Genomic DNA, 18,941 nt, shown 5'->3' with positions numbered 1-18,941 from the left:
CGTCGGGTTCATCGGGCCGACCGCACCGCTTTCTGATCGTGAAACGCCCCTGCCACGCGGCCTGACCGGATGATCGGCGAGATAATCCTGACTCGTGGATGAGCGGTCGGGGTAGAGATACCGTGCAGGCGACCGCACCCGGCGGCGCGACCGAGGTCGAGGGGTGATCAGCGTGGGTTTTCCGGTGCGGCCGACCGCCCCCGGCCCTCCGGACCCGGCCGACCCCCCGCCCGTCCCGGTGGTGCCCGAGGAGGCCCGGCGGCGGGTGCCCGAGCCCGCGAAGGACAGCGGGTACGGGCGTTCGGCGTACGAGCGGGACCGGGCCCGGGTGCTGCACTCGGCGGCGTTCCGCCGGCTGGCCGCCAAGACCCAGGTGCACACCGCCGGCACCGACGACTTCCTGCGGACCCGGCTGACCCACTCGCTGGAGGTGGCGCAGATCGCCCGGGAGATGGGCGCCCGGCTGGGCTGCGACCCGGACGTGGTGGACACCGCCGGGCTCGCCCACGACCTCGGCCACCCGCCCTTCGGGCACAACGGCGAGGCCGCGCTGGACCTGCTGGCCGGCGGCTGCGGCGGGTTCGAGGGCAACGCCCAGACGCTGCGGGTGCTGACCCGGCTGGAGGCGAAGGTACTCGCCCCGGACGGCACCTCGGCCGGGCTCAACCTGACCCGGGCCGCGCTTGACGCCACCGGCAAGTACCCCTGGCCGCGCCGCCCCGGCCAGCGCAAGTTCGGGGTGTACGCCGACGACCGGCCGGTCTTCGACTGGCTGCGGGCGGGCGCCCCCGCCGACGGGCGGCGCTGCCTGGAGGCGCAGGTGATGGACTGGGCCGACGACGTGGCGTACTCGGTGCACGACGTGGAGGACGGTGTGCACTCCGGGTACGTCGCGCTGCGTCCGCTGCTGGTCGACCCGGCCGAGCGGGCCGCGCTCTGCGCGGACGTCGCCGCCACGTACTCCGGGGAGTCCGCCGCCGACCTGGCGCCGGTGCTGGTGGACCTGCTCGCCGAGCCGGCGCTGGCCGGGCTGGCCGACTACGACGGCAGTCACCGGGCGCAGGCCGGGCTGAAGGCCACCACCAGCCTGCTGACCGGCCGGTTCGTCGCGGCGGCGGTGGCCGCCACGCAGGCCCGGTACGGCCCGGGGCCGCACCGGCGGTACGCCGCCGACCTGGTCGTCCCGCGTCGGGCCCGGGCGCAGTGCGCGCTGCTCAAGGGGATCGCCCTGCGGTACGTGATGCGCCGGCCCGGCGCCGAGGCCCGGTACGCCCGCCAGCGGGAGGTGCTCGCCGAACTGGTGGCGGCGCTGGTGCGCCGGGCGCCGGAGGGGCTGGACCCGGTCTTCGCGCCGCTGTGGCGGGCCGCCGCCGACGACCCGGCCCGGCTGCGGGTGGTGATCGACCAGGTCGCCTCGCTCACCGATCCGGCCGCCGTCGCCTGGCACCACCGGCTCACCGGTCGGCCGGGGGCGGGTCCCGCTGTCGGTCACCCGCTGGACACCGACCGTACTTAGGGTAGCCTAACCGCATGACGGAGCGCCCGAAGAAGGTCACGTCCACCCGGGTGGTGCGCACCGAGCGGCCCACCCCGCACCTGGTCCGGCTGGTGCTCGGCGGGGAGGACCTGGTCGGCCTGCCGGTGGGCGAGTACACCGACCACTACATCAAGCTGGTCTTCCCGGTGCCCGGGGTGACGTACCCGACCCCGCTGGACCTTACCGAGATCAAGCGTGACCTGCCCCGGGAGCACTGGCCCCGGCTGCGGGCGTACACCGTGCGGGCCTTCGACCCGGTGACCGCCGAGCTGACCGTCGACGTGGTGCACCACGGCGACGAGGGGCTGGCCGGCCCGTGGGCGGCCGGGCTGCGCCCCGGCGACCCGGTGCACTTCGTCGGCCCGGGTGGGGCGTACGCGCCGAGTCCGGCGGCCGACTGGCACCTGCTCGTCGGCGACGAGAGCGCGCTGCCGGCGATCGGCGCGGCCCTGGAGCGGCTGCCGGCCGGCGCCCCGGCCCGGGTCTTCGTCGAGGTCGCCGACGCGGCCGAGGAGCAGTCGCTGGACAGCCCCGGGGCGGTGGAGCTGACCTGGCTGCACCGGGGCGACCGCCCGGTCGGCGAGGCGCTGGTCGCGGCGGTGCGGGCGCTGGACTTCCCGCCCGGCACGGTGCACGCCTTCGTGCACGGCGAGGCGACCTTCGTCAAGGACCTGCGCCGGCTGCTGCGCGTCGAGCGGGGCGTCCCCCGGGAGTGGCTGTCCATCTCCGGCTACTGGCGCCGGGGCATGGACGACGAGGGCTGGCGCTCCACCAAGGCCGACTGGAACCAGCAGGTCGAGGCGGAGGAGGCCGCCGTCGTCGGCTGATCCGGGCGGTAAACGGAGATCAACAGTGGATTTCGTCACCGCGAGCGTCTGAGACTCGATCACCATGGGTATGGGCCCTGCCCATGAGTGAGACGAGTGCACATGGCTGACACGACAGACGCGGCGACGGAGGCGGCGCCGCCGCCGCGACCGGGGGTGGACCGGCAGCCGGACCGGGTGCTGCTGGCGCTGAGCATCGGCGGGGTGCTGGCCGTGGTGGCCTGGGGCTTCCTCGGCCGGGACTCGCTGGCCAGCTTCGGCGCGTCCGGGCTGGGCTGGGTGATCGACACCTTCGGCTGGTTTTTCGTGGTCGCGGCGAACATCTTCGTGGCGCTGGCCGTGCTGGTCGCGGCCTCCCGGTTCGGCCGGCTCCGGCTCGGCCGCGACAGCGACGAGCCCGAGTTCAACACCCTGGCCTGGACCTCGATGATGTTCGCCGCCGGGATGGGGATCGGTCTGGTCTTCTTCGCGGTCGCCGAGCCGATCCAGCACTACACCACTCCACCCCCGGCGACCGGGGTGGAGCCGCAGACCGGGGCCGCCGCCTCGGCGGCGATGCAGTACACCCTCTTCCACTGGACCCTGCACCCGTGGGCGATCTACGCGGTGGTCGGGCTGGCGCTGGCGTACTCGACCTTCCGCAAGGGGCGGGACAACCGGATCTCGTCGGCCCTGCAGCCGCTGATCGGGGCCCGCGCGGACGGCCCGATCGGCAAGGGCGTCGACCTGCTCGCCGTCTTCGCCACCGTCTTCGGCACCGCCACCAGCCTCGGCCTGGGCGCCCTCCAGATCGCCGCCGGGCTGAACCTGGTCGCCGGGGTGCAGGAGAGCGCCGTGGTGGAGTTGGTGATCATCGCCGCGCTCACCCTGGCCTTCGTGCTCTCCGCCTTCTCCGGGTTGCACCGGGGCATCAAGTGGCTCTCCACCACGAACATCCTGCTCGCCGTCGGGCTGATGATCTTCGTCTTCGTGGTGGGTCCGACGGTCTACATCCTGGAGGTGCTGCCGGCCAGCGTCGGGGACTACCTGAGCAACCTGCTGACCATGTCCACCCGGACCGGGGCCTTCTCCGACCACGCCTGGCTCGGCGGCTGGACGATCTTCTACTGGGCGTGGTGGATCTCCTGGGCGCCCTTCGTCGGCACCTTCATCGCCCGGATCTCCCGGGGCCGCACCGTACGGCAGTTCGTCATCGGCGTGCTGCTGGTGCCCAGCGGGGCGAGCGCGGTCTGGTTCGCGGTGCTGGGCGGCAGCGCCCTGCGCACCCAGGCCACCGGCACCCGGGACCTGGTGGCCGACGCGGCGGCCGGCTCCGAGCAGGCGCTGTTCGGGCTGCTGGAGGCGCTGCCGCTGGCCGGGGTCACCAGCGTGCTGGCCATGGTGCTGATCGGGCTGTACTTCGTCACCAGCGCCGACTCGGCCTCGCTGGTGGTCGGCTCGCTGACCTCCCGGGGGGCGCTGCGCCCGCACCGGGTCGTGGTGGTCGTCTGGGGGGTGCTGATCGGCGCGGTGGCGGCGGCGTTGCTGGTCGCCGGCGGGCTGGACGCCCTCCAACAGGCCACGATCATGGTGGCGCTGCCCTTCGTGCTGGCGATGCTCTGCGTCGCCGCCGCCATGCTGCGGGACATGTCCCGGGACCCGGCGGTGAACCCGCCCCCCTCCGGGATCCGTCGCCGCGGCGTGGCCGAGGCGCTGCGCACCGCCCGCTCCTACGACGAGGAGGACGCCCCACCGGTACGCCGCTACCTGCGTCGCCGCGACCGGTGACCGGCCGTCCGCCGGTGGTCCGGCCCGCCCCGGGTCGCCGACCGCCGACGGGCGGGCGGCGCGGGCGTACCCGGCGGTACCACGATCACCGGCGCAGGGCAGGATGGAACACCGAGGGGGTGGGGCGATGGCTGGGCGGATCCGGGACGAGGACATCGCGCTGGTCCGGGAGCGCACCGCGATCGACGACGTGATCTCCGAGACGGTGACCCTCCGGTCGGCGGGTGGCGGCAACCTCAAGGGGCTCTGCCCGTTCCACGACGAGAAGAGCCCGTCGTTCAACGTCTCGCCCGCCCGCAACGTCTGGTACTGCTTCGGCTGCGGGGCCGGCGGGGACGCGATCAAGTTCCTGATGGACGCCGAGCACCTCAGCTTCGTCGAGGCGGTGGAGCGGCTCGCCGCCCGCGCCGGCATCCAACTGCGCTACGTCGAGACCGAGACGGGCAGCCCTCGGCCCCGGGCCCCGCAGGGGCAGCGGCAGCGCCTGGTCGCCGCGCACGCCGCCGCCGTGGAGTTCTACCAGGCCCAGCTCGGCACCGCCGGGGCCCGGCCGGCGCGGGAGTTCCTGGCGCAGCGCGGCTTCGACCGGGCCGCCGCCCAGCGGTACGGCTGCGGGTTCGCCCCGGACGGCTGGGACCTGCTCACCAAGCACCTGCGCCAGCAGGGCTTCAGCCACGACGAGCTGGTCACCGCCGGGCTGTCCCGGCCGGCCCGCTCCGGCTCGCTGATCGACCGGTTCCGCCGCCGGCTGCTCTGGCCGATCCGGGACCTGACCGGCGACGTGGTCGGCTTCGGCGCGCGCAAGCTCTTCGCCGACGACGACGGCCCGAAGTACCTGAACACCCCCGAGACCCCGATCTACAAGAAGTCGCACGTGCTGTACGGCGTCGACCAGGCCAAGCGGGAGATCGCCAAGCAGGGGCGGGTGGTGGTGGTCGAGGGGTACACCGACGTGATGGCCTGCCACCTGGCCGGGGTGCCGACGGCGGTGGCGACCTGCGGGACCTCCTTCGGGGCGGACCACATCGGGGTGCTGCGCCGGCTGCTGCTGGACAGCGACGACGTGGCCGGCGAGATCATCTTCACCTTCGACGGGGACGCCGCCGGGCAGAAGGCCGCCCTGCGCGCCTTCGAGGAGGACCAGCGCTTCGTCGGGCGCACCTTCATCGCGGTCAGCCCGGACAGCATGGACCCGTGCGACCTGCGGCTGGCCAAGGGTGACCTGGCCGTGCGCGACCTGATCGCCCGGCGGGAGCCGCTCGTCGACTTCGCGCTGCGGCACGTGATCGACCGGTTCGACCTGGACACCGTCGACGGCCGGGTGGAGGCGATGCGCCGGGCCGCCCCGCTGGTCGCCAAGATCAAGGACCGGGAGAAGCGCCCGGAGTACGTCCGCAAGCTCGCCGGGGACCTCGGCATGGAGATCGAGCCGGTGCAGCGGGCCGTGCTCGCCGCCACCGACGGCCGGGACGCGGCGTCGGCCCCCGGCCGCCCCACCCGCGCCGCGCGGGCCGAGCCGGCGGTGGACAGCCCGCAGTCGATGGTCGAGCGGGAGGCGCTCAAACTCGCCCTCCAGGTGCCGGTGCTGGCCGGGCCGATGTTCGACGCGGTCGAGGCGGCGGCGTACCGGCACCCGGTGCACGTCGTGGTCCGGACGGCGGTCGCCGAGGCCGGCGGCGCGGCGGGGGAGACGGCGGCGGCCGGCGGCGCGGTCTGGATCTCCCAGGTCCGCGACGCCTGCGCCGACCTGGCCGCCCAGGCGCTGGTCGGGGAGTTGGCGGTGGAGCCGCTGCGGATCGACGGCGAGCCCGACCCCCGGTACGTCTCGATCACCATGGCCCAGTTGCAGTGGGGTTCGGTCACCGCCCGGATCAGGGACCTGAAGTCCCGCATCCAGCGGATCAACCCGGTGGCCCACAAGGACGAGTACTTCGCGCTCTTCGGGGAGCTGCTCTCCCTGGAACAGCACGCGCGGGCGCTGCGCGAGCAGGCCGCGGGAGGATTGTGATGGGACTGTTCCGACGCCGACCGAAACTGCCGCCGGCCGACCGGCCGCCGCTGGAGACCGACGAGCGGGTGCTGGCCTGGGCGGCGGCCGGCACCGGCGAGGGCGACGGGGTGCTGGTCGCCACCAACCGGGGGCTCTGGCTGCCCGGCCGGGCGCAGCGGCTGGGCTGGCACGAGATTCTCAAGGCCACCTGGTCGGGCAAGGAGCTGGGCGTCACCCCGGCGGAGCAGGTCGCCGAGCGGGACGGGTACTCGGTGGTGGCGGACCTGCCGGTGCAGACGTACCCGCTCGTCGACCCGGGGGACCTGCCGTACCAGGTGCGGACCCGGGTGACCAAGTCGGTGGCGTACACCCAGCACCACCCGGTGCCCGGCGGCGCCGGCCGGATCGCGGCCCGGCGGGTGTCCGGGGTGGACGGCCTGACCTGGACGGTGCGGTTCGACCCGGGGACGCCGGTGGCGGACGAGGCGGTACTGACCGAGACGGACCTGCTGGTCGCCGCCGCCCGCGCCGCCACCGCGCCGGCCGACCTGTGACCGGTCCCGCCGTCCGGCCGACGCGGGCCGGGGCGGTGCGGGCCGGGCCGACACGGAGCGGGGCGGCGGGATCGCGCTGCGGCGACTAGGGTCGGGGCGGTGACCGGCGCGCGACCCCTCATCCACGCCCGGGGCCTGGTGAAGCGGTTCGGCGACTTCACCGCGGTGGACGGCATCGACGTCGACGTCCGCGCGGGTGAGGCGTTCGGCTTCCTGGGGCCCAACGGGGCCGGCAAGTCGTCGACCATGCGGATGGTCGGCTGCGTCTCCCCACCCAGCGAGGGCGAGCTGCGCATCCTCGGGCTGGACCCGGTCCGCGACGGCGCGGCGATCCGGGCCCGGCTGGGGGTCTGCCCCCAGGTGGACAGCCTCGACCCGGAGCTGACCGTCCGGGAGAATCTGGTCGTCTACGCCCGGTACTTCGGCATCCCCCGCCGGGTGGCCCGCCAACGGGCCGCCGAGCTGCTCGACTTCGTGCAGCTCACCGAGCGCGCCGACAGCAAGGTCGAGCCGCTGTCCGGGGGGATGAGACGCCGCCTCACCATCGCCCGCGCGCTGGTCAACGAGCCGGACATCGTGCTGCTCGACGAGCCCACCACCGGGCTGGACCCGCAGGCCCGGCACCTGGTCTGGGAACGGCTGTTCCGGCTCAAGCAGCAGGGCGTCACGCTGGTGCTGACCACCCACTACATGGACGAGGCCGAGCAACTCTGCGACCGGCTGGTGGTGATGGACGGCGGCCGGATCGTCGCCGAGGGGGCGCCCCGGGCGCTGATCGAGCGGTACTCCACCCGGGAGGTGGTGGAGCTGCGCTTCGCCGCCGAGTCGCAGGAGAAGTACGCGGGCATGGTGGCCGGCCTCGGGGAGCGCGTCGAGGTGCTGCCCGACCGGGTTCTGCTGTACGTCGCCGACGGGGACGCGGCCGTCGCCGAGGTGCACGGGCGAGGGCTGGCCCCGGCGAACGTCCTGGTCCGGCGCAGCAGTCTGGAGGACGTCTTCCTGCTGCTCACCGGTCGGACCCTGGTCGAGTAGAGGGGGCGGGCGCGGTGGACGGGACCGACCTGGCGGGCCGGCCGGTGACCCGGCCCCGGGTGCCGGCGTGGCCGGTGCTCGGCTACTACCTGACCAGCTACCGGCGCACCTGGCGGTCCGGCGTCTTCACGTCGTTCCTGCTGCCGCTGCTCACCGTCCTCGGCTTCGGGGTGGGCGTCGGGGCGTACGTGGAGCAGGGCGTCGGCGGGGTCGACTACCTGGACTGGGTGGTGCCCGGCCTGATCGCCTCCACCGCACTCCAGGTGGCGGTGCTGGAGTCGACCTACCCGGTGTACAGCGGCTTCCACTGGTCGCGGGTCTACTCGGGGCAGCAGGCGGCACCGCTGCGGGTCGGCGACATCCTCACCGGGCACCTGGCCTTCGTGCTCCTGCGGGTGCTCCTCTCCACCACGGCGTTCCTGCTGGTGGCAGCCGTGTTCGGGGTGCTGCGCTCGGGCTGGGCGCTGGCCGTGCCGCCGGTGGTCGTGCTGCTCGGCCTGGCGGTGGCCGCGCCGGTCTTCGCGGTCAGCGCGGTGGTGCCGACGGACAACCACCTGACCATCCTGTTCCGCTTCGCGGTGCTGCCGATGACCCTCTTCGCCGGGGTGTTCTTCCCGGTCGAGTCGCTGCCGGTGGGGCTGCGCGGGTTGGCGTACCTCTCCCCGCTCTGGCACGGCGTCGAGCTGTGCCGGGCGGCGACGCTGGGGGTCGCCCCGCCCTGGCCGCTGCCGGGGCACCTGCTCTACCTCGCCGGCTGGGCGCTGGTGGGGTGTCTGCTCGCGCTGCGGGTGTTCCGCCGCCGGCTGGTCGTCTAGGGAGGCGTGATGGTCGCTCTGGTGCTGCCCCGGCTGGTCGCCGCCGCCGGCACGGCCCGCCGCTCGGCCCGGGTCGCCGGGCGCAACGTGACGGCGATGAAGCTGTCCTACTGGCTGCTGCTGGTCTCCGGTTTCCTGGAGCCGCTGCTGTACCTGCTCGCCATCGGCGTCGGGGTCGGCGCCCTGGTCGGCGACCTCACCCTGCCGGGCGGGCAGGTGGTGTCGTACGCCACCTTCGTCGCCCCGGCGATGCTGGCCTCCTCGGCGATGACCGGGGCGCTGGCGGAGACCACCTTCAACTTCTTCGGCAAGTTCAAGCAGCTCAAGCTCTACGACGGGATGATCGCCACCCCGCTGCGGCCGATCGAGATCGCCCTCGGCGAGCTGGGCTGGGCGATGGTCCGGGGCAGCGCCTACTCGGTGGCCTTCGTGGTGGTGCTGGTGGCGATGGACCTGACCACCCTGTCCCGGGGGCTGCTCGCGGTGCCGGCCGCGGTGCTGGTCGGTTTCGCCTTCGGCGCGGCCGGGCTGGCGCTGGCGACGTTCATGCGCAGTTGGCAGGACTTGGACCTGCTCGGGTCGGTCCAGTTCACCCTCTTCCTCTTCTCCGGCACCTTCGTGCCGGCCGAGGCGTACCCGCAGGTGCTGCGCTGGCTGGTGGAGGTGACCCCGCTCTACCGGGCGGTGCACCTGATCCGGGGCGTCTGCGTCGGCGTCGACGGCTGGGGCTGGCTGCTCGACGTGGCGTACCTGCTGGTGGTGACGGTGCTCGGCCTGGTGGTCGCGGCCCGCCGGATGTCCACCCTGCTCTACCGGTAGGGGGTTACCGCCGCAGGTCCCGGGGCATGTCGGAGGGGCACACCACCGACCCCCGGGAGGACCGATGGCCGCCGACAAGTCGTCGTCCCGCGACGTTCACGACATTTCCGACGCCACCGGCGACCGCCCCGAGCGGCCGGCCGACGAGGGCGCGGTGGCCCGGGGGCCCGGCGGTGACCGGCCCGCGGGACGGCCGCCGGTGGGGCCCGACGAGGGGCCGTCCAGCCCTTTCCGGCTCTCCGGTGGCGAGTGGGTGGCGACGCTGCGCCGCACGGTCCGGGAGTTCTCCGCGGACGGGCTCACCGACTGGGCGGCGGCGCTGACCTACTACGGGGTGCTCTCCGTCTTCCCCGGGATGCTGGTGCTGGTCTCGCTGCTCGGTCTGCTCGGACCGGACGCCACCCAGGGGGTCCGGGACACGGTGCGCGAGCTGGTGCCGGAGGAGAACATCCGGCAGATCATCGACACCGCGATCAGCCAGGCCCAGCAGAGTGGCGGGCTGGCCGGGCTCGCGGCCGTCGTCGGTCTGCTCGGCGCGTTCTGGTCCGCCTCCGGGTACGTCGCGGCCTTCATGCGCGCCTCCAACGCCATCTACGACGTGCCGGAGGGGCGGCCGATCTGGAAGACCCTGCCGGTGCGGGTCGGCGTCACCGCGGTCATCGGGGTGCTGCTGTTGGCCAGCGCCGTGATCGTGGTCTTCACCGGGCGTCTCGCCGAGCAGGTCGGCTCGGCGATCGGGCTCGGCTCGACCGCCGTGACGGTCTGGAACCTCGCCAAGTGGCCGGTGCTCCTGCTGCTGGTCAGTCTGGTGTTCGCGATCCTCTACCGGGCCTCCCCCAACGCCCGGCAGGGCGGGTTCCGCTGGGTCAGCCCGGGTGGCCTGCTGGCGGTGCTGATCTGGGTGCTGATCTCGGGGCTGTTCGCCCTGTACGTGGGCAACTTCGGGTCGTACAACAAGACCTACGGCGCGCTGGCCGGTGTGATCATCTTCCTGGTCTGGCTCTGGTTGAGCAACGTCGCCGTCCTGCTCGGTGCCGAGTTCGACGCGGAGCTGGAGCGCAGCCGGGCGGTCGCCGCCGGGCACGCCCCCGACGTCGAGCCGTACGTGGAGTTGCGGGACGACCGGAAGCTGCGCAAGAAGCGCAACTCGCGCGGTCGCTGACGGCCCTGCGATCCGGCTCCGTCGGGTGGCACGGGAACCCGTCACCGGGTCACCGCGAACCGGGTCGATCCGGGCCGACCAATCCCGCCACATGTGGCAAACCGCACCGGTCGCCGGTACCCCGTCATGGGGGTGCCGGCGACCGGTGTCTTGACAGGCGGTGTCCGGGTCCTCGACGCTCCGGTGGCGCGACCGCCGGTCCGGTACGGCCCGCGCCGGTGACCTGACCGCCCGCGACCCTTTCCTTGATCCACTCATAGCTTTTGCTCGGAAGGACAAAAGTTTGGATCAAAATGGTTGAAGCTCTGGACAGGGCTCACCGAAGGCTCCTACTGTGTCGAGCACAACAACTCGACGTTTCGTCGATGTGACCAACTCGCTGCTGTGGAGGTGAGCCCGGTGCGGTCGGAGGACCCCCTGCACGTGCGGCTACTGCGGTTGCTCCGTGACGAAGGGGCGGTGTCCCGGGCCGAGCTGGGCGACCGGCTGGAGATGCCCCGTCCCCGGCTGCTGGCCGAGCTGGAACGACTGGTCGCGCTCGGCTACGTGGCCGAGGCCGGGCTGGCCGCCTCCCGGGGCGGGCGGCGCTCCACCCTCGTCGAGCTGAACCCCCACCTGCGCTTCGCGGCCGTGGACATGGGCGCCAGCTCGATCGACGTCGAGGTGGTCAACGGCCGGCTGGAGCCGGTGGCGGCGTACGCCGAGGCGGCCGAGATCCGCTCCGGGCCGAAGGTGACCCTCCAGCGGGTCAACGAGCTGCTGCACAAGGCCCGGATCGACGGCGTGTACGAGCGGCTGCATGCGGTCGGCATCGGGGTGCCGGGGCCGGTCAGCTTCCGCGACGGCGTCCCGGTCTCTCCGCCGATCATGCCCGGGTGGGACCGGTTCCCGGTCCGGGAGCTGCTGACCCGGGAGCACGGCTGCCCGGCGGTGGTCGACAACGACGTCAACATCATGGCCATCGGCGAGCGGCACGGCGGGGTGGCCCACTCCGTCGACGACTTCCTCTTCGTGAAGATCGGCACCGGAATAGGGTGTGGGATCTTCCTCAGCGGCGACGTCTACCGGGGCACCGACGGATGCGCCGGGGACATCGGCCACATCCAGGTCGACTCGCACGGCCCGACCTGCTCCTGCGGCAACGTCGGCTGCCTGGAGGCGCTGTTCAGCGGCGCGGCGCTGGCCAAGGACGCGACGGTGGCCGCCCGCAGCGGCGCGTCCCCCGCGCTCGCCGAGCGGTTCGCGGCCCGGGGGGTGGTGACCGCCACGGACGTCGCCGAGGGCGCGGTCGAGGGGGACGTCACCTGCATCAACCTGATCCGCGACGGCGGCCGACGGGTCGGCGGCGTGCTCGCCGGCCTGGTCAGCTTCGTCAACCCGTCGATGATCGTGATCGGCGGGGGCCTCGCCCAGCTCGGACACATCCTGCTGGCCGAGATCCGCAGCGTGGTCTACCGCCGCTCGCTGCCCCTGGCCACCGGCAACCTGCCGGTGGTCCTGTCCGAACTCGGCCCACGGGCCGGTGTCGCCGGAGCAGCGGTGCTCGCCAGCGACGTCGCCTTCGGGGAGGCATCATGAGTGAACCGACCGAACCCCTGGTCGAGGCCCCCGCCGACGCCGTCGCCGGCGAGGTGGTCCTGCGACTGACCGATGTGGTCAAGACCTTCCCCGGCGTCCGCGCGCTCGACGGCGTGCAACTGGAGGTACGGGCCGGCGAGGTGCACTGCCTGCTCGGGCAGAACGGCGCCGGCAAGTCCACCCTGATCAAGGTGCTCGCCGGGGTGCACAAGCCGGATTCCGGGCAGGTCGAGTGGCGCGGCGAGCCGGTGAGCTTCGCCAACCCGCAGGCCGCCATGCGCGCCGGCATCGCCACCATCTACCAGGAACTCGACCTGGTCGAGGACCTGTCGGTCGCGGAGAACGCCTTCCTCGGCCACGAGCCGAAGGTGGCCGGCTTCGTCCGCCGGGGCCACATGGCCCGGCGTACCCGGGCGATCCTCGGTCGGCTCGGGCACGCGGAGATCCCGCCGGGCCGGATGGTCCGGGCGCTGCCGGCCGCCGGCAAGCAGGTGGTCAGCATGGCGCGGGCGCTCTCCCACGAGGCCCGACTGATCATCATGGACGAGCCGAGCGCGGTGCTCGCCCACGACGAGGTCGGCAACCTCTTCCGGATCATCCGGGAGCTGACCGCGCAGGGCATCGCCGTCATCTACATCTCCCACCGGATGGAAGAGATCCGCGAGATCGGCGACCGGGTCACGGTGCTCAAGGACGGCCGGACCACGGCGGCGAACCTGCCCGCCCGGGACACCCCCACCAAGGCCCTGGTGAGCCGGATGACCGGCCGCACCATCGAGTACGTCTTCCCCGACCGCCCGGCCGTCGAACGGGCGACCGAGGAGCTGCTCGTGGTGGACGGGCTGACCCGCGAGGGCGAGTTCCAGGACGTCTCGCTGACCGTCCGCCCCGGGGAGATCGTCGGCATCGCCGGGCTGGTCGGCTCCGGCCGGTCCGAGCTGATGGAGACGATCTACGGCGCCCGCCGGCCGGACGCCGGCACGGTCCGGATGAACGGCCGGGCCCTGCGTCCGGGCAGCGTCGACGCGGCGGTGAAGGCCGGCATGGGGATGGCGCCGGAGGAGCGCAAGAGCCAGGCGCTGCTGCTCGGCGAGCCCATCTACCGCAACGTCACGCTCGCCACCTTCAGCCGGTACGCCCGTCTGGGCTTCACCGACATCGGCAAGGAGAAGGCGGAGGCCAGGCGGATCGCGGACAGCCTGGAACTGCGGCCCCGGGAGGTGCTGCGCGCGGTGCGCACCCTCTCCGGCGGCAACCAGCAGAAGGTGGTGGTCGGGCGCTGGCTGCTCGGCGACACCAAGCTGCTGCTGCTCGACGAGCCCACCCGGGGCGTGGACGTCGGCGCCCGCGCCGAGCTGTACCAGGTCATCCGCGACCTGGCCACCCAGGGCGTCGGGGTGCTGCTGGTCTCCAGCGAGGTGCCCGAGGTGCTGGGGCTGGCCGACCGGGTGCTGGTCATGCGGGAGGGCCGGATGGTCCGCGAGGCCCCGGCCGGCGAGTTGGACGAAGACACCGTGCTCGACCTCGTCATGGCGGGGTCCCTGATGGAAGGCGCACCAGCATGAGCGAGGACGCTCCCACATCCACCGCGACCTCGGAGCGTTCGGCAGGGCTGCCGGCGCAGTCCCCGCCGGTGGACCCGGCCGTGACCCACGCGACGGCGGGCAAGACGGCCGCGCCCCGGCTCTCCTGGTGGAGCGGGGACGGCGGCGAGGGCGCCAAGCGTAACCTCGGCCTGATCGGGGTGCTGGTGGCGCTGGTCGTCATCGGTATCGCGACCCGACCCGACCTCTACTCCGACTCCAGTTGGGTGTGGGGGAACTTCCTCACCATCCTCAAGCTCGCCTCGGTGGTTGGCGTGGTCACCGTGGGCATGACCTTCGTGATCATCGGTGGTGGCATCGACCTCTCGGTCGGCGCGATCATCGCCATCGCCGGGGTCTGGTCCACCACGGTCGCCACCCAGAACTTCGGCGCCGGTGGCATGATCTTCACCGCGCTGGTGGTCGGTCTCTCGGTCGGTCTGATCAACGGTCTGCTGATCTCGTACGGCAAGCTGGTCCCGTTCATCGCGACACTGGCCATGCTGGTCGCCGCCCGGGGCCTGGCCGCCGAGATCTCCAACAAGCAGACCCAGGTCTCGGACAACGACTTCATCAACGGCATCGCCGCCAACAGCCTGCTCGGCATCCCGCTGCTGGTCTACATCCTGGCTGCGGTGGTCATCGGTGGCTGGGTCCTGCTCAACCGCACCACCTTCGGCCGCCGTACCGTGGCGGTCGGTGGCAACCCGGAGGCGGCCCGGCTCGCGGGCATCAACGTCAAGCGGCACACCGTCCTGCTCTACGCCCTCTCCGGGCTCTGCTGCGGCATCGCCGCCATCATGCTCACCTCGCAGGCCACCTCCGCCCAGGCGGCCATGGCCAACCTCTACGAACTCGACGCGATCGCCGCGGCGATCATCGGCGGCACGCTGCTCAGCGGCGGCCGGGGCACCATCGTCGGCTCGCTGCTCGGCGTGCTGATCTTCTCCACCATCACCAACCTGTTCGCCATCAACGGGCTCTCCACGGAGGCCCAGAACATGGTGAAGGGCGGGATCATCGTCGCCGCCGTGCTGATCCAGCAGGTTCAGTTCGGCAGCCTCGGCAAGTTCCTGCGCCGTAACCGCGCCACCACCGCCTGATTCCCCTACCGTCCCGAATTCCCCCTCCGCAACCCCGTTCCATCCGCAGCACCCGGCGGGCCACCCGTGTCGGTGGCCGGGCCAGCTACACCCTTCTTCACCCCCACCACGTCATTCTGGAGGTCGTCATGACCCAGCACAGTCGTCGTCGGCTGCTCTTCGGTGGTGCCGCCATCGGCGCCGGTGTCCTGCTCGCCGGTTGCACCAGCAACGAGGAGTCCTCCAACGAGGCGCAGATCAACACCAACAGCGGCGGCAACGCCAACGCCGAGCCGGGCCAGGCGGTGACCATCGGCTTCTCCGCTCCGGCCGCCGACCACGGCTGGCTCGCCGCCATCACCACCAACGCCCAGGCCCAGGCCAAGGCGTACTCGGACGTGACCTTCAACATGGTGGAGGCCGGGGCGGACGCGGCGGCCCAGCGGGCGGCCCTGTCCACCCTGATCTCCCAGAAGCCCACCGTCATCGTGATGCTCCCGCACGACGGCAAGGAGCTCAACGCCGCCGGGCTGGAGGCCATGCAGGCCGGTATCCCGGTGGTCAACCTCGACCGGGCCTTCCCGGACGACAAGGCCTACCGCACCCAGATCCTGGGTGACAACTACGGCATGGGCGTCTCGGCCGCCAACTTCATCATCGCCCAGATGAAGGCCAAGGGCGTCAGCGCCCCGATCATCGGCGAGATCGCCGGCATGGACGAGCTGGAGCTGACCCAGGAGCGGTCCCGGGGCTTCAGCGAGACCCTGGCCCAGGCCGGCTTCCGGGTGGCCAACCGGCGGGCCGCGCGGTTCACCGCCGACTCCGGCCAGCAGGAGGCGACCGGCCTGTTCCAGGCCGTGCAGAAGCTGGACGCGGTCTGGAACCACGACGACGACCAGGGCATCGGCGTGATGGCCGCGATCAACCAGGCGAACCGCAAGGAGTTCATCATGGTCGGTGGCGCCGGTTCCAAGAAGGCCATGGAGGACATCCAGGCGGACAACACGCCGCTGAAGGCCACCGTGACCTACAGCCCGTCGATGGCCTCGTCGGCCGTCTCGCTGGCCCGCCTGATCGGCCAGAACCGGGGCATGTCCGACCTGGTCGAGCTGCAGGTGCCCAAGTCGATCGTGCTCGCCTCCGAGACGATCACCAAGGAGAACGCGAGCAACTACCTCAAGCTCGGGTTCTGACACACCGGACGGAGACCCACCTTGTCCACGACAGACAGAGAACTGCGGGTCGGCATGGTCGGCTACGCGTTCATGGGCGCCGCGCACTCACAGGCGTGGCGCACCGTGAACCGTGTCTACGACCTGCCGGCGCGGGTCCGGATGGCAGCGATCTGCGGCCGGGACGCCGGGAAGGTGGCCGACGCCGCCGACCGGCTCGGCTGGGAGACGTACACGACAGACTGGCGGGAGTTGATCGCGCGCGACGACATCGACCTCGTCGACGTCTGCACACCGGGGGACAGCCACGCGGAGATCACCCTCGCCGCGCTGGCCGCCGGCAAGCACGTGCTCTGTGAGAAGCCGCTGGCCAACTCGGTGACCGAGGCTCGGGCGATGACCGCTGCGGCGGCCACCGCCCAGGCCGCCGGGATCCGGTCGATGTGCGGCTTCAACTACCGTCGGGTACCCGCGGTGACCATGATGCAGCAGATGGTGGCTGCCGGGCGGCTGGGCACGATCCGGCACGTGCGTGCGGTGTACCTCCAGGACTGGATCGTGGACCCGCAGTTCCCGCTGGTCTGGCGGTTGCAGAAGGACAAGGCGGGTTCCGGTGCGCTCGGTGACATCGGGGCGCACATCATCGACCTGACCCAGTTCGTCACCGGACAGCGGATCAGCGGCGTCAGCGCGGTCACCGAGACCTTCGTCAAGGAACGGCCGCTGCCGGCCGGGTCGAGCGGCCTGGCCGCCACCGTGGACGGCAGCGCTCCGGCCACCGGGCAGGTCACCGTGGACGACGCGGCGGTCTTCCTGGCCCGGCTGGACGGGGGAGGGTTGGCCACGTACGAGGCGAGCCGGTTCGCCACCGGGCGTAAGAACGCGCTGCGGGTCGAGATCAACGGCTCGCTGGGCACCCTGGTGTTCGACCTGGAACGCCTGAACGAACTGGAGTTCTACGACGCCACGCGGCCCGCCGCGGAGCAGGGCTTCAGCCGGATCCTGGTCACCGAGGGCGACCACCCGTACATGTCGGCCTGGTGGCCGCCGGGGCACATCATCGGGTACGAGCACTCGTTCACGCACCAGATGCGGGACCTGGTCGAGGCGGTCGCCACCGGCGCCGACCCGGCACCCTCCTTCGCCGACGCCCTCCAGGTCCAGCTCGTGCTGGACGCGGTGGAACGGTCGGCGCGGCTCGGTTCCGCGTGGACCGAGGTGGAGCCGGCGTTGGCCCAGGTGGCCGTCTGACCCGACGCGGTGGCGGCCTGGCACCGCCGCCACCGCCTGCGGAAAGTCCGGACCGACCGGCGAGGGTCCGGCCACGGTTGCGCCCCGTGGCCGGGACGAGGCTCGGACCGGACGGGCGGGACACCGGGGCCACCACGGCCCGGTCCCGCCCACCGGATGGTCGTCCGGTACGGCCGGAAACGGGATTCCCCGGCCGTACCGGAGGGCCGCTATCGTGCCAGACGTCCGGTCGACCGTGACCGGGCGGATGCGGGGGAGGCAGGGACGAGACGCCGACCGGCCCTGCCTGCCAGCCCCGTCCGTCGCCACGCCCGGGGACACCCCGGCCGGTGTCGGAGCCGCCGACTCCGACACCGACCGGTCCCCGGGGCCGTGGTCGATGGACGGGGCCCATCCGCACTGACTGGGGAGGAGCACCATGCGTACTGGTGTCTGGCTGGTGGGGGCGCGCGGTTCCGTCGCGACCACCAGCATCGTCGGGGCGCTTGCCCTGCGGAGTGGGCTCACCGCGCCGATCGGCTGCGTGACCGAGCTGCCGCAGGTGCGTGGCCCCGCCCTGCCGTCCTTCTCCGACCTGGTCTTCGGTGGGCACGATCCGGTGCTCACGCCGCTGGCCAAGCGGGCCGAGGCCCTGGCCGCCGCGGGTGTGGTGCCCGGCCGGCTGGTCGCCGCGCTCGCCGACGACCTGGCCGTGGTGGAGGACGACATCCGTCCCGCGCCCACCGGCGGGACGCCCGCCGAGCGGGTGGCCCGGGTGGTGGCCGACCTCGCCGACTTCCGTCGCCGGCACGACCTGGACCGGGTCGTGGTGGTCAACGTCTCCGCGACCGAGCCGGTGGTCACGCCGCACCCGGCGCACGCCGACCCGGCCGCGCTCGCCGCCGCCCTCGACGGGCCGGACGAGGTGCTGCCACCCAGCTCGCTGTACGCGTACGCGGCGTTCACCGCCGACTGCCCCTACGTGGACTTCACCCCGTCGACCGGGGCCCGGCTGCCGGCCCTGGCCGCGCTCGCGGCGCAGCGGGGCCTGCCGTACGCCGGGCACGATGGCAAGACCGGGGAGACCCTGGTCAAGTCGGTGCTCGCCCCGATGTTCGCGATGCGCAACCTCCAGGTGCGCTCCTGGTCCGGGATCAACCTGCTCGGCGGCGGCGACGGGGCCACCCTCGCCGACCCGGCCGCCAACGCGGCCAAGGTGGAGAGCAAGCAGCGGGTCCTCGGCGAGACGCTCGGCTACCACCCGCAGGGCGACACCCGGATCGACTACGTCGAGGAGCTGGGCGACTTCAAGACCGCCTGGGACCTGGTCACCTTCGCCGGTTTCCTGGGCATCGGGATGCGGTTGGAGTTCACCTGGCACGGCTGCGACTCGGCGCTGGCCGCCCCGCTGGTGCTCGACCTGGCCCGGATCACCGCCGCCGCGCACGCCGCCGGAGCCAGCGGCCCCCTCGCCGACCTGGCCTTCTTCTTCAAGGACCCGCTGGACGCGGCCACCCACTCGCTCGGCGAGCAGTGGACTCGGCTGTGCGGGTTCGTCGCGGGCCTGCACGCCGCCGCCGGAGGTACCGATGCCCAGGCTGGCTGACGTCGCGGAGCTGGTCCGGGCCCCGGCCGCGCTCTCCGTCCCCGGAGACGTGGTGGCCGGCGCCGCGGCGGCCGGCACGCTCGGTCCCCGCACGCCGGCCCTGGCCGGCGCCTCCGTTCTGCTCTACTGGGCCGGCATGGCCGCCAACGACTGGGCCGACCGGGACCTGGACGCGGTGGAACGGCCG

Annotated in this window: 15 protein-coding genes and 1 pseudogene; all 16 read left to right on the top strand. The window is 72.9% G+C overall.

Features of this window, described 5'->3' with window-relative positions; genetic code table 11:
- Positions 1–238: 238 nt before the first annotated feature.
- Positions 239–1,516 (top strand): deoxyguanosinetriphosphate triphosphohydrolase, encoded by a 1,278-nt coding sequence (locus AWW66_RS02615; protein WP_067359758.1) that lies wholly within the window; start codon positions 239–241, stop codon positions 1,514–1,516.
- Positions 1,517–1,530: 14 nt separating this feature from the next.
- On the top strand, positions 1,531–2,364 hold the full coding sequence (locus AWW66_RS02610) for a siderophore-interacting protein (protein WP_067359677.1): 834 nt from the start codon (positions 1,531–1,533) through the stop codon (positions 2,362–2,364).
- A 180-nt stretch (positions 2,365–2,544) separates the two neighbouring features.
- On the top strand, positions 2,545–4,131 hold the full coding sequence (locus tag AWW66_RS02605) for a BCCT family transporter (protein ID WP_067359757.1): 1,587 nt from the start codon (positions 2,545–2,547) through the stop codon (positions 4,129–4,131).
- 103 nt (positions 4,132–4,234) lie between these two features.
- Positions 4,235–6,139 carry a DNA primase gene (dnaG, locus tag AWW66_RS02600; protein ID WP_067359676.1) on the top strand — a complete coding sequence of 635 codons (1,905 nt, stop codon included), beginning with the start codon at positions 4,235–4,237 and terminating at the stop codon, positions 6,137–6,139.
- Complete coding sequence (locus AWW66_RS02595) at positions 6,139–6,675, top strand: hypothetical protein (protein ID WP_067359675.1); 537 nt, start codon at positions 6,139–6,141, stop codon at positions 6,673–6,675. Before dnaG ends, AWW66_RS02595 begins: the two co-directional genes overlap by 1 nt.
- Before the next feature lie 99 nt (positions 6,676–6,774).
- Complete coding sequence (locus AWW66_RS02590) at positions 6,775–7,707, top strand: ABC transporter ATP-binding protein (RefSeq protein WP_067359674.1); 933 nt, start codon at positions 6,775–6,777, stop codon at positions 7,705–7,707.
- 14 nt (positions 7,708–7,721) lie between these two features.
- The gene (locus AWW66_RS02585; RefSeq protein WP_067359673.1) at positions 7,722–8,522 is read left to right on the top strand and encodes an ABC transporter permease; all 801 of its coding nucleotides are present in this window, start codon (positions 7,722–7,724) and stop codon (positions 8,520–8,522) included.
- 9 nt (positions 8,523–8,531) lie between these two features.
- Complete coding sequence (locus AWW66_RS02580) at positions 8,532–9,341, top strand: ABC transporter permease (protein WP_067359672.1); 810 nt, start codon at positions 8,532–8,534, stop codon at positions 9,339–9,341.
- Positions 9,342–9,405: 64 nt separating this feature from the next.
- Positions 9,406–10,503: a YihY/virulence factor BrkB family protein gene (locus tag AWW66_RS02575; RefSeq protein ID WP_067359671.1), complete on the top strand. Its 1,098-nt coding sequence runs from the start codon at positions 9,406–9,408 to the stop codon at positions 10,501–10,503.
- A gap of 399 nt (positions 10,504–10,902) precedes the next feature.
- The gene (locus AWW66_RS02570) at positions 10,903–12,081 is read left to right on the top strand and encodes an ROK family protein (protein WP_067359756.1); all 1,179 of its coding nucleotides are present in this window, start codon (positions 10,903–10,905) and stop codon (positions 12,079–12,081) included.
- Positions 12,078–13,646, top strand: coding sequence for a sugar ABC transporter ATP-binding protein (locus AWW66_RS02565; RefSeq protein ID WP_067359670.1), 1,569 nt, complete (start codon positions 12,078–12,080; stop codon positions 13,644–13,646). Before AWW66_RS02570 ends, AWW66_RS02565 begins: the two co-directional genes overlap by 4 nt.
- A complete protein-coding gene (locus tag AWW66_RS02560; RefSeq protein WP_067359669.1) occupies positions 13,643–14,767 on the top strand; it encodes an ABC transporter permease in 1,125 nt (374 codons plus the stop codon). Before AWW66_RS02565 ends, AWW66_RS02560 begins: the two co-directional genes overlap by 4 nt.
- 128 nt (positions 14,768–14,895) lie before the next feature.
- The gene (locus AWW66_RS02555) at positions 14,896–15,939 is read left to right on the top strand and encodes a substrate-binding domain-containing protein (RefSeq protein ID WP_067359668.1); all 1,044 of its coding nucleotides are present in this window, start codon (positions 14,896–14,898) and stop codon (positions 15,937–15,939) included.
- A gap of 54 nt (positions 15,940–15,993) precedes the next feature.
- Entirely contained in the window at positions 15,994–17,169 is a 1,176-nt protein-coding gene (locus AWW66_RS02550; RefSeq protein WP_396890615.1) for a Gfo/Idh/MocA family protein, read from the top strand.
- A 418-nt stretch (positions 17,170–17,587) separates the two neighbouring features.
- A complete protein-coding gene (locus tag AWW66_RS02545; RefSeq protein ID WP_067359666.1) occupies positions 17,588–18,754 on the top strand; it encodes an inositol-3-phosphate synthase in 1,167 nt (388 codons plus the stop codon).
- A pseudogene (locus tag AWW66_RS02540) lies at positions 18,738–18,941 on the top strand (SCO3242 family prenyltransferase); the annotation flags it as partial. The gene AWW66_RS02545 and the pseudogene AWW66_RS02540, both read left to right, overlap by 17 nt.

The organism is Micromonospora rosaria (assembly GCF_001567585.1).
Classification (GTDB): domain Bacteria; phylum Actinomycetota; class Actinomycetes; order Mycobacteriales; family Micromonosporaceae; genus Micromonospora; species Micromonospora rosaria.
Note: the sequence above shows the minus strand (reverse complement) of the source record. Positions and strands in the feature narration are given on the sequence as shown.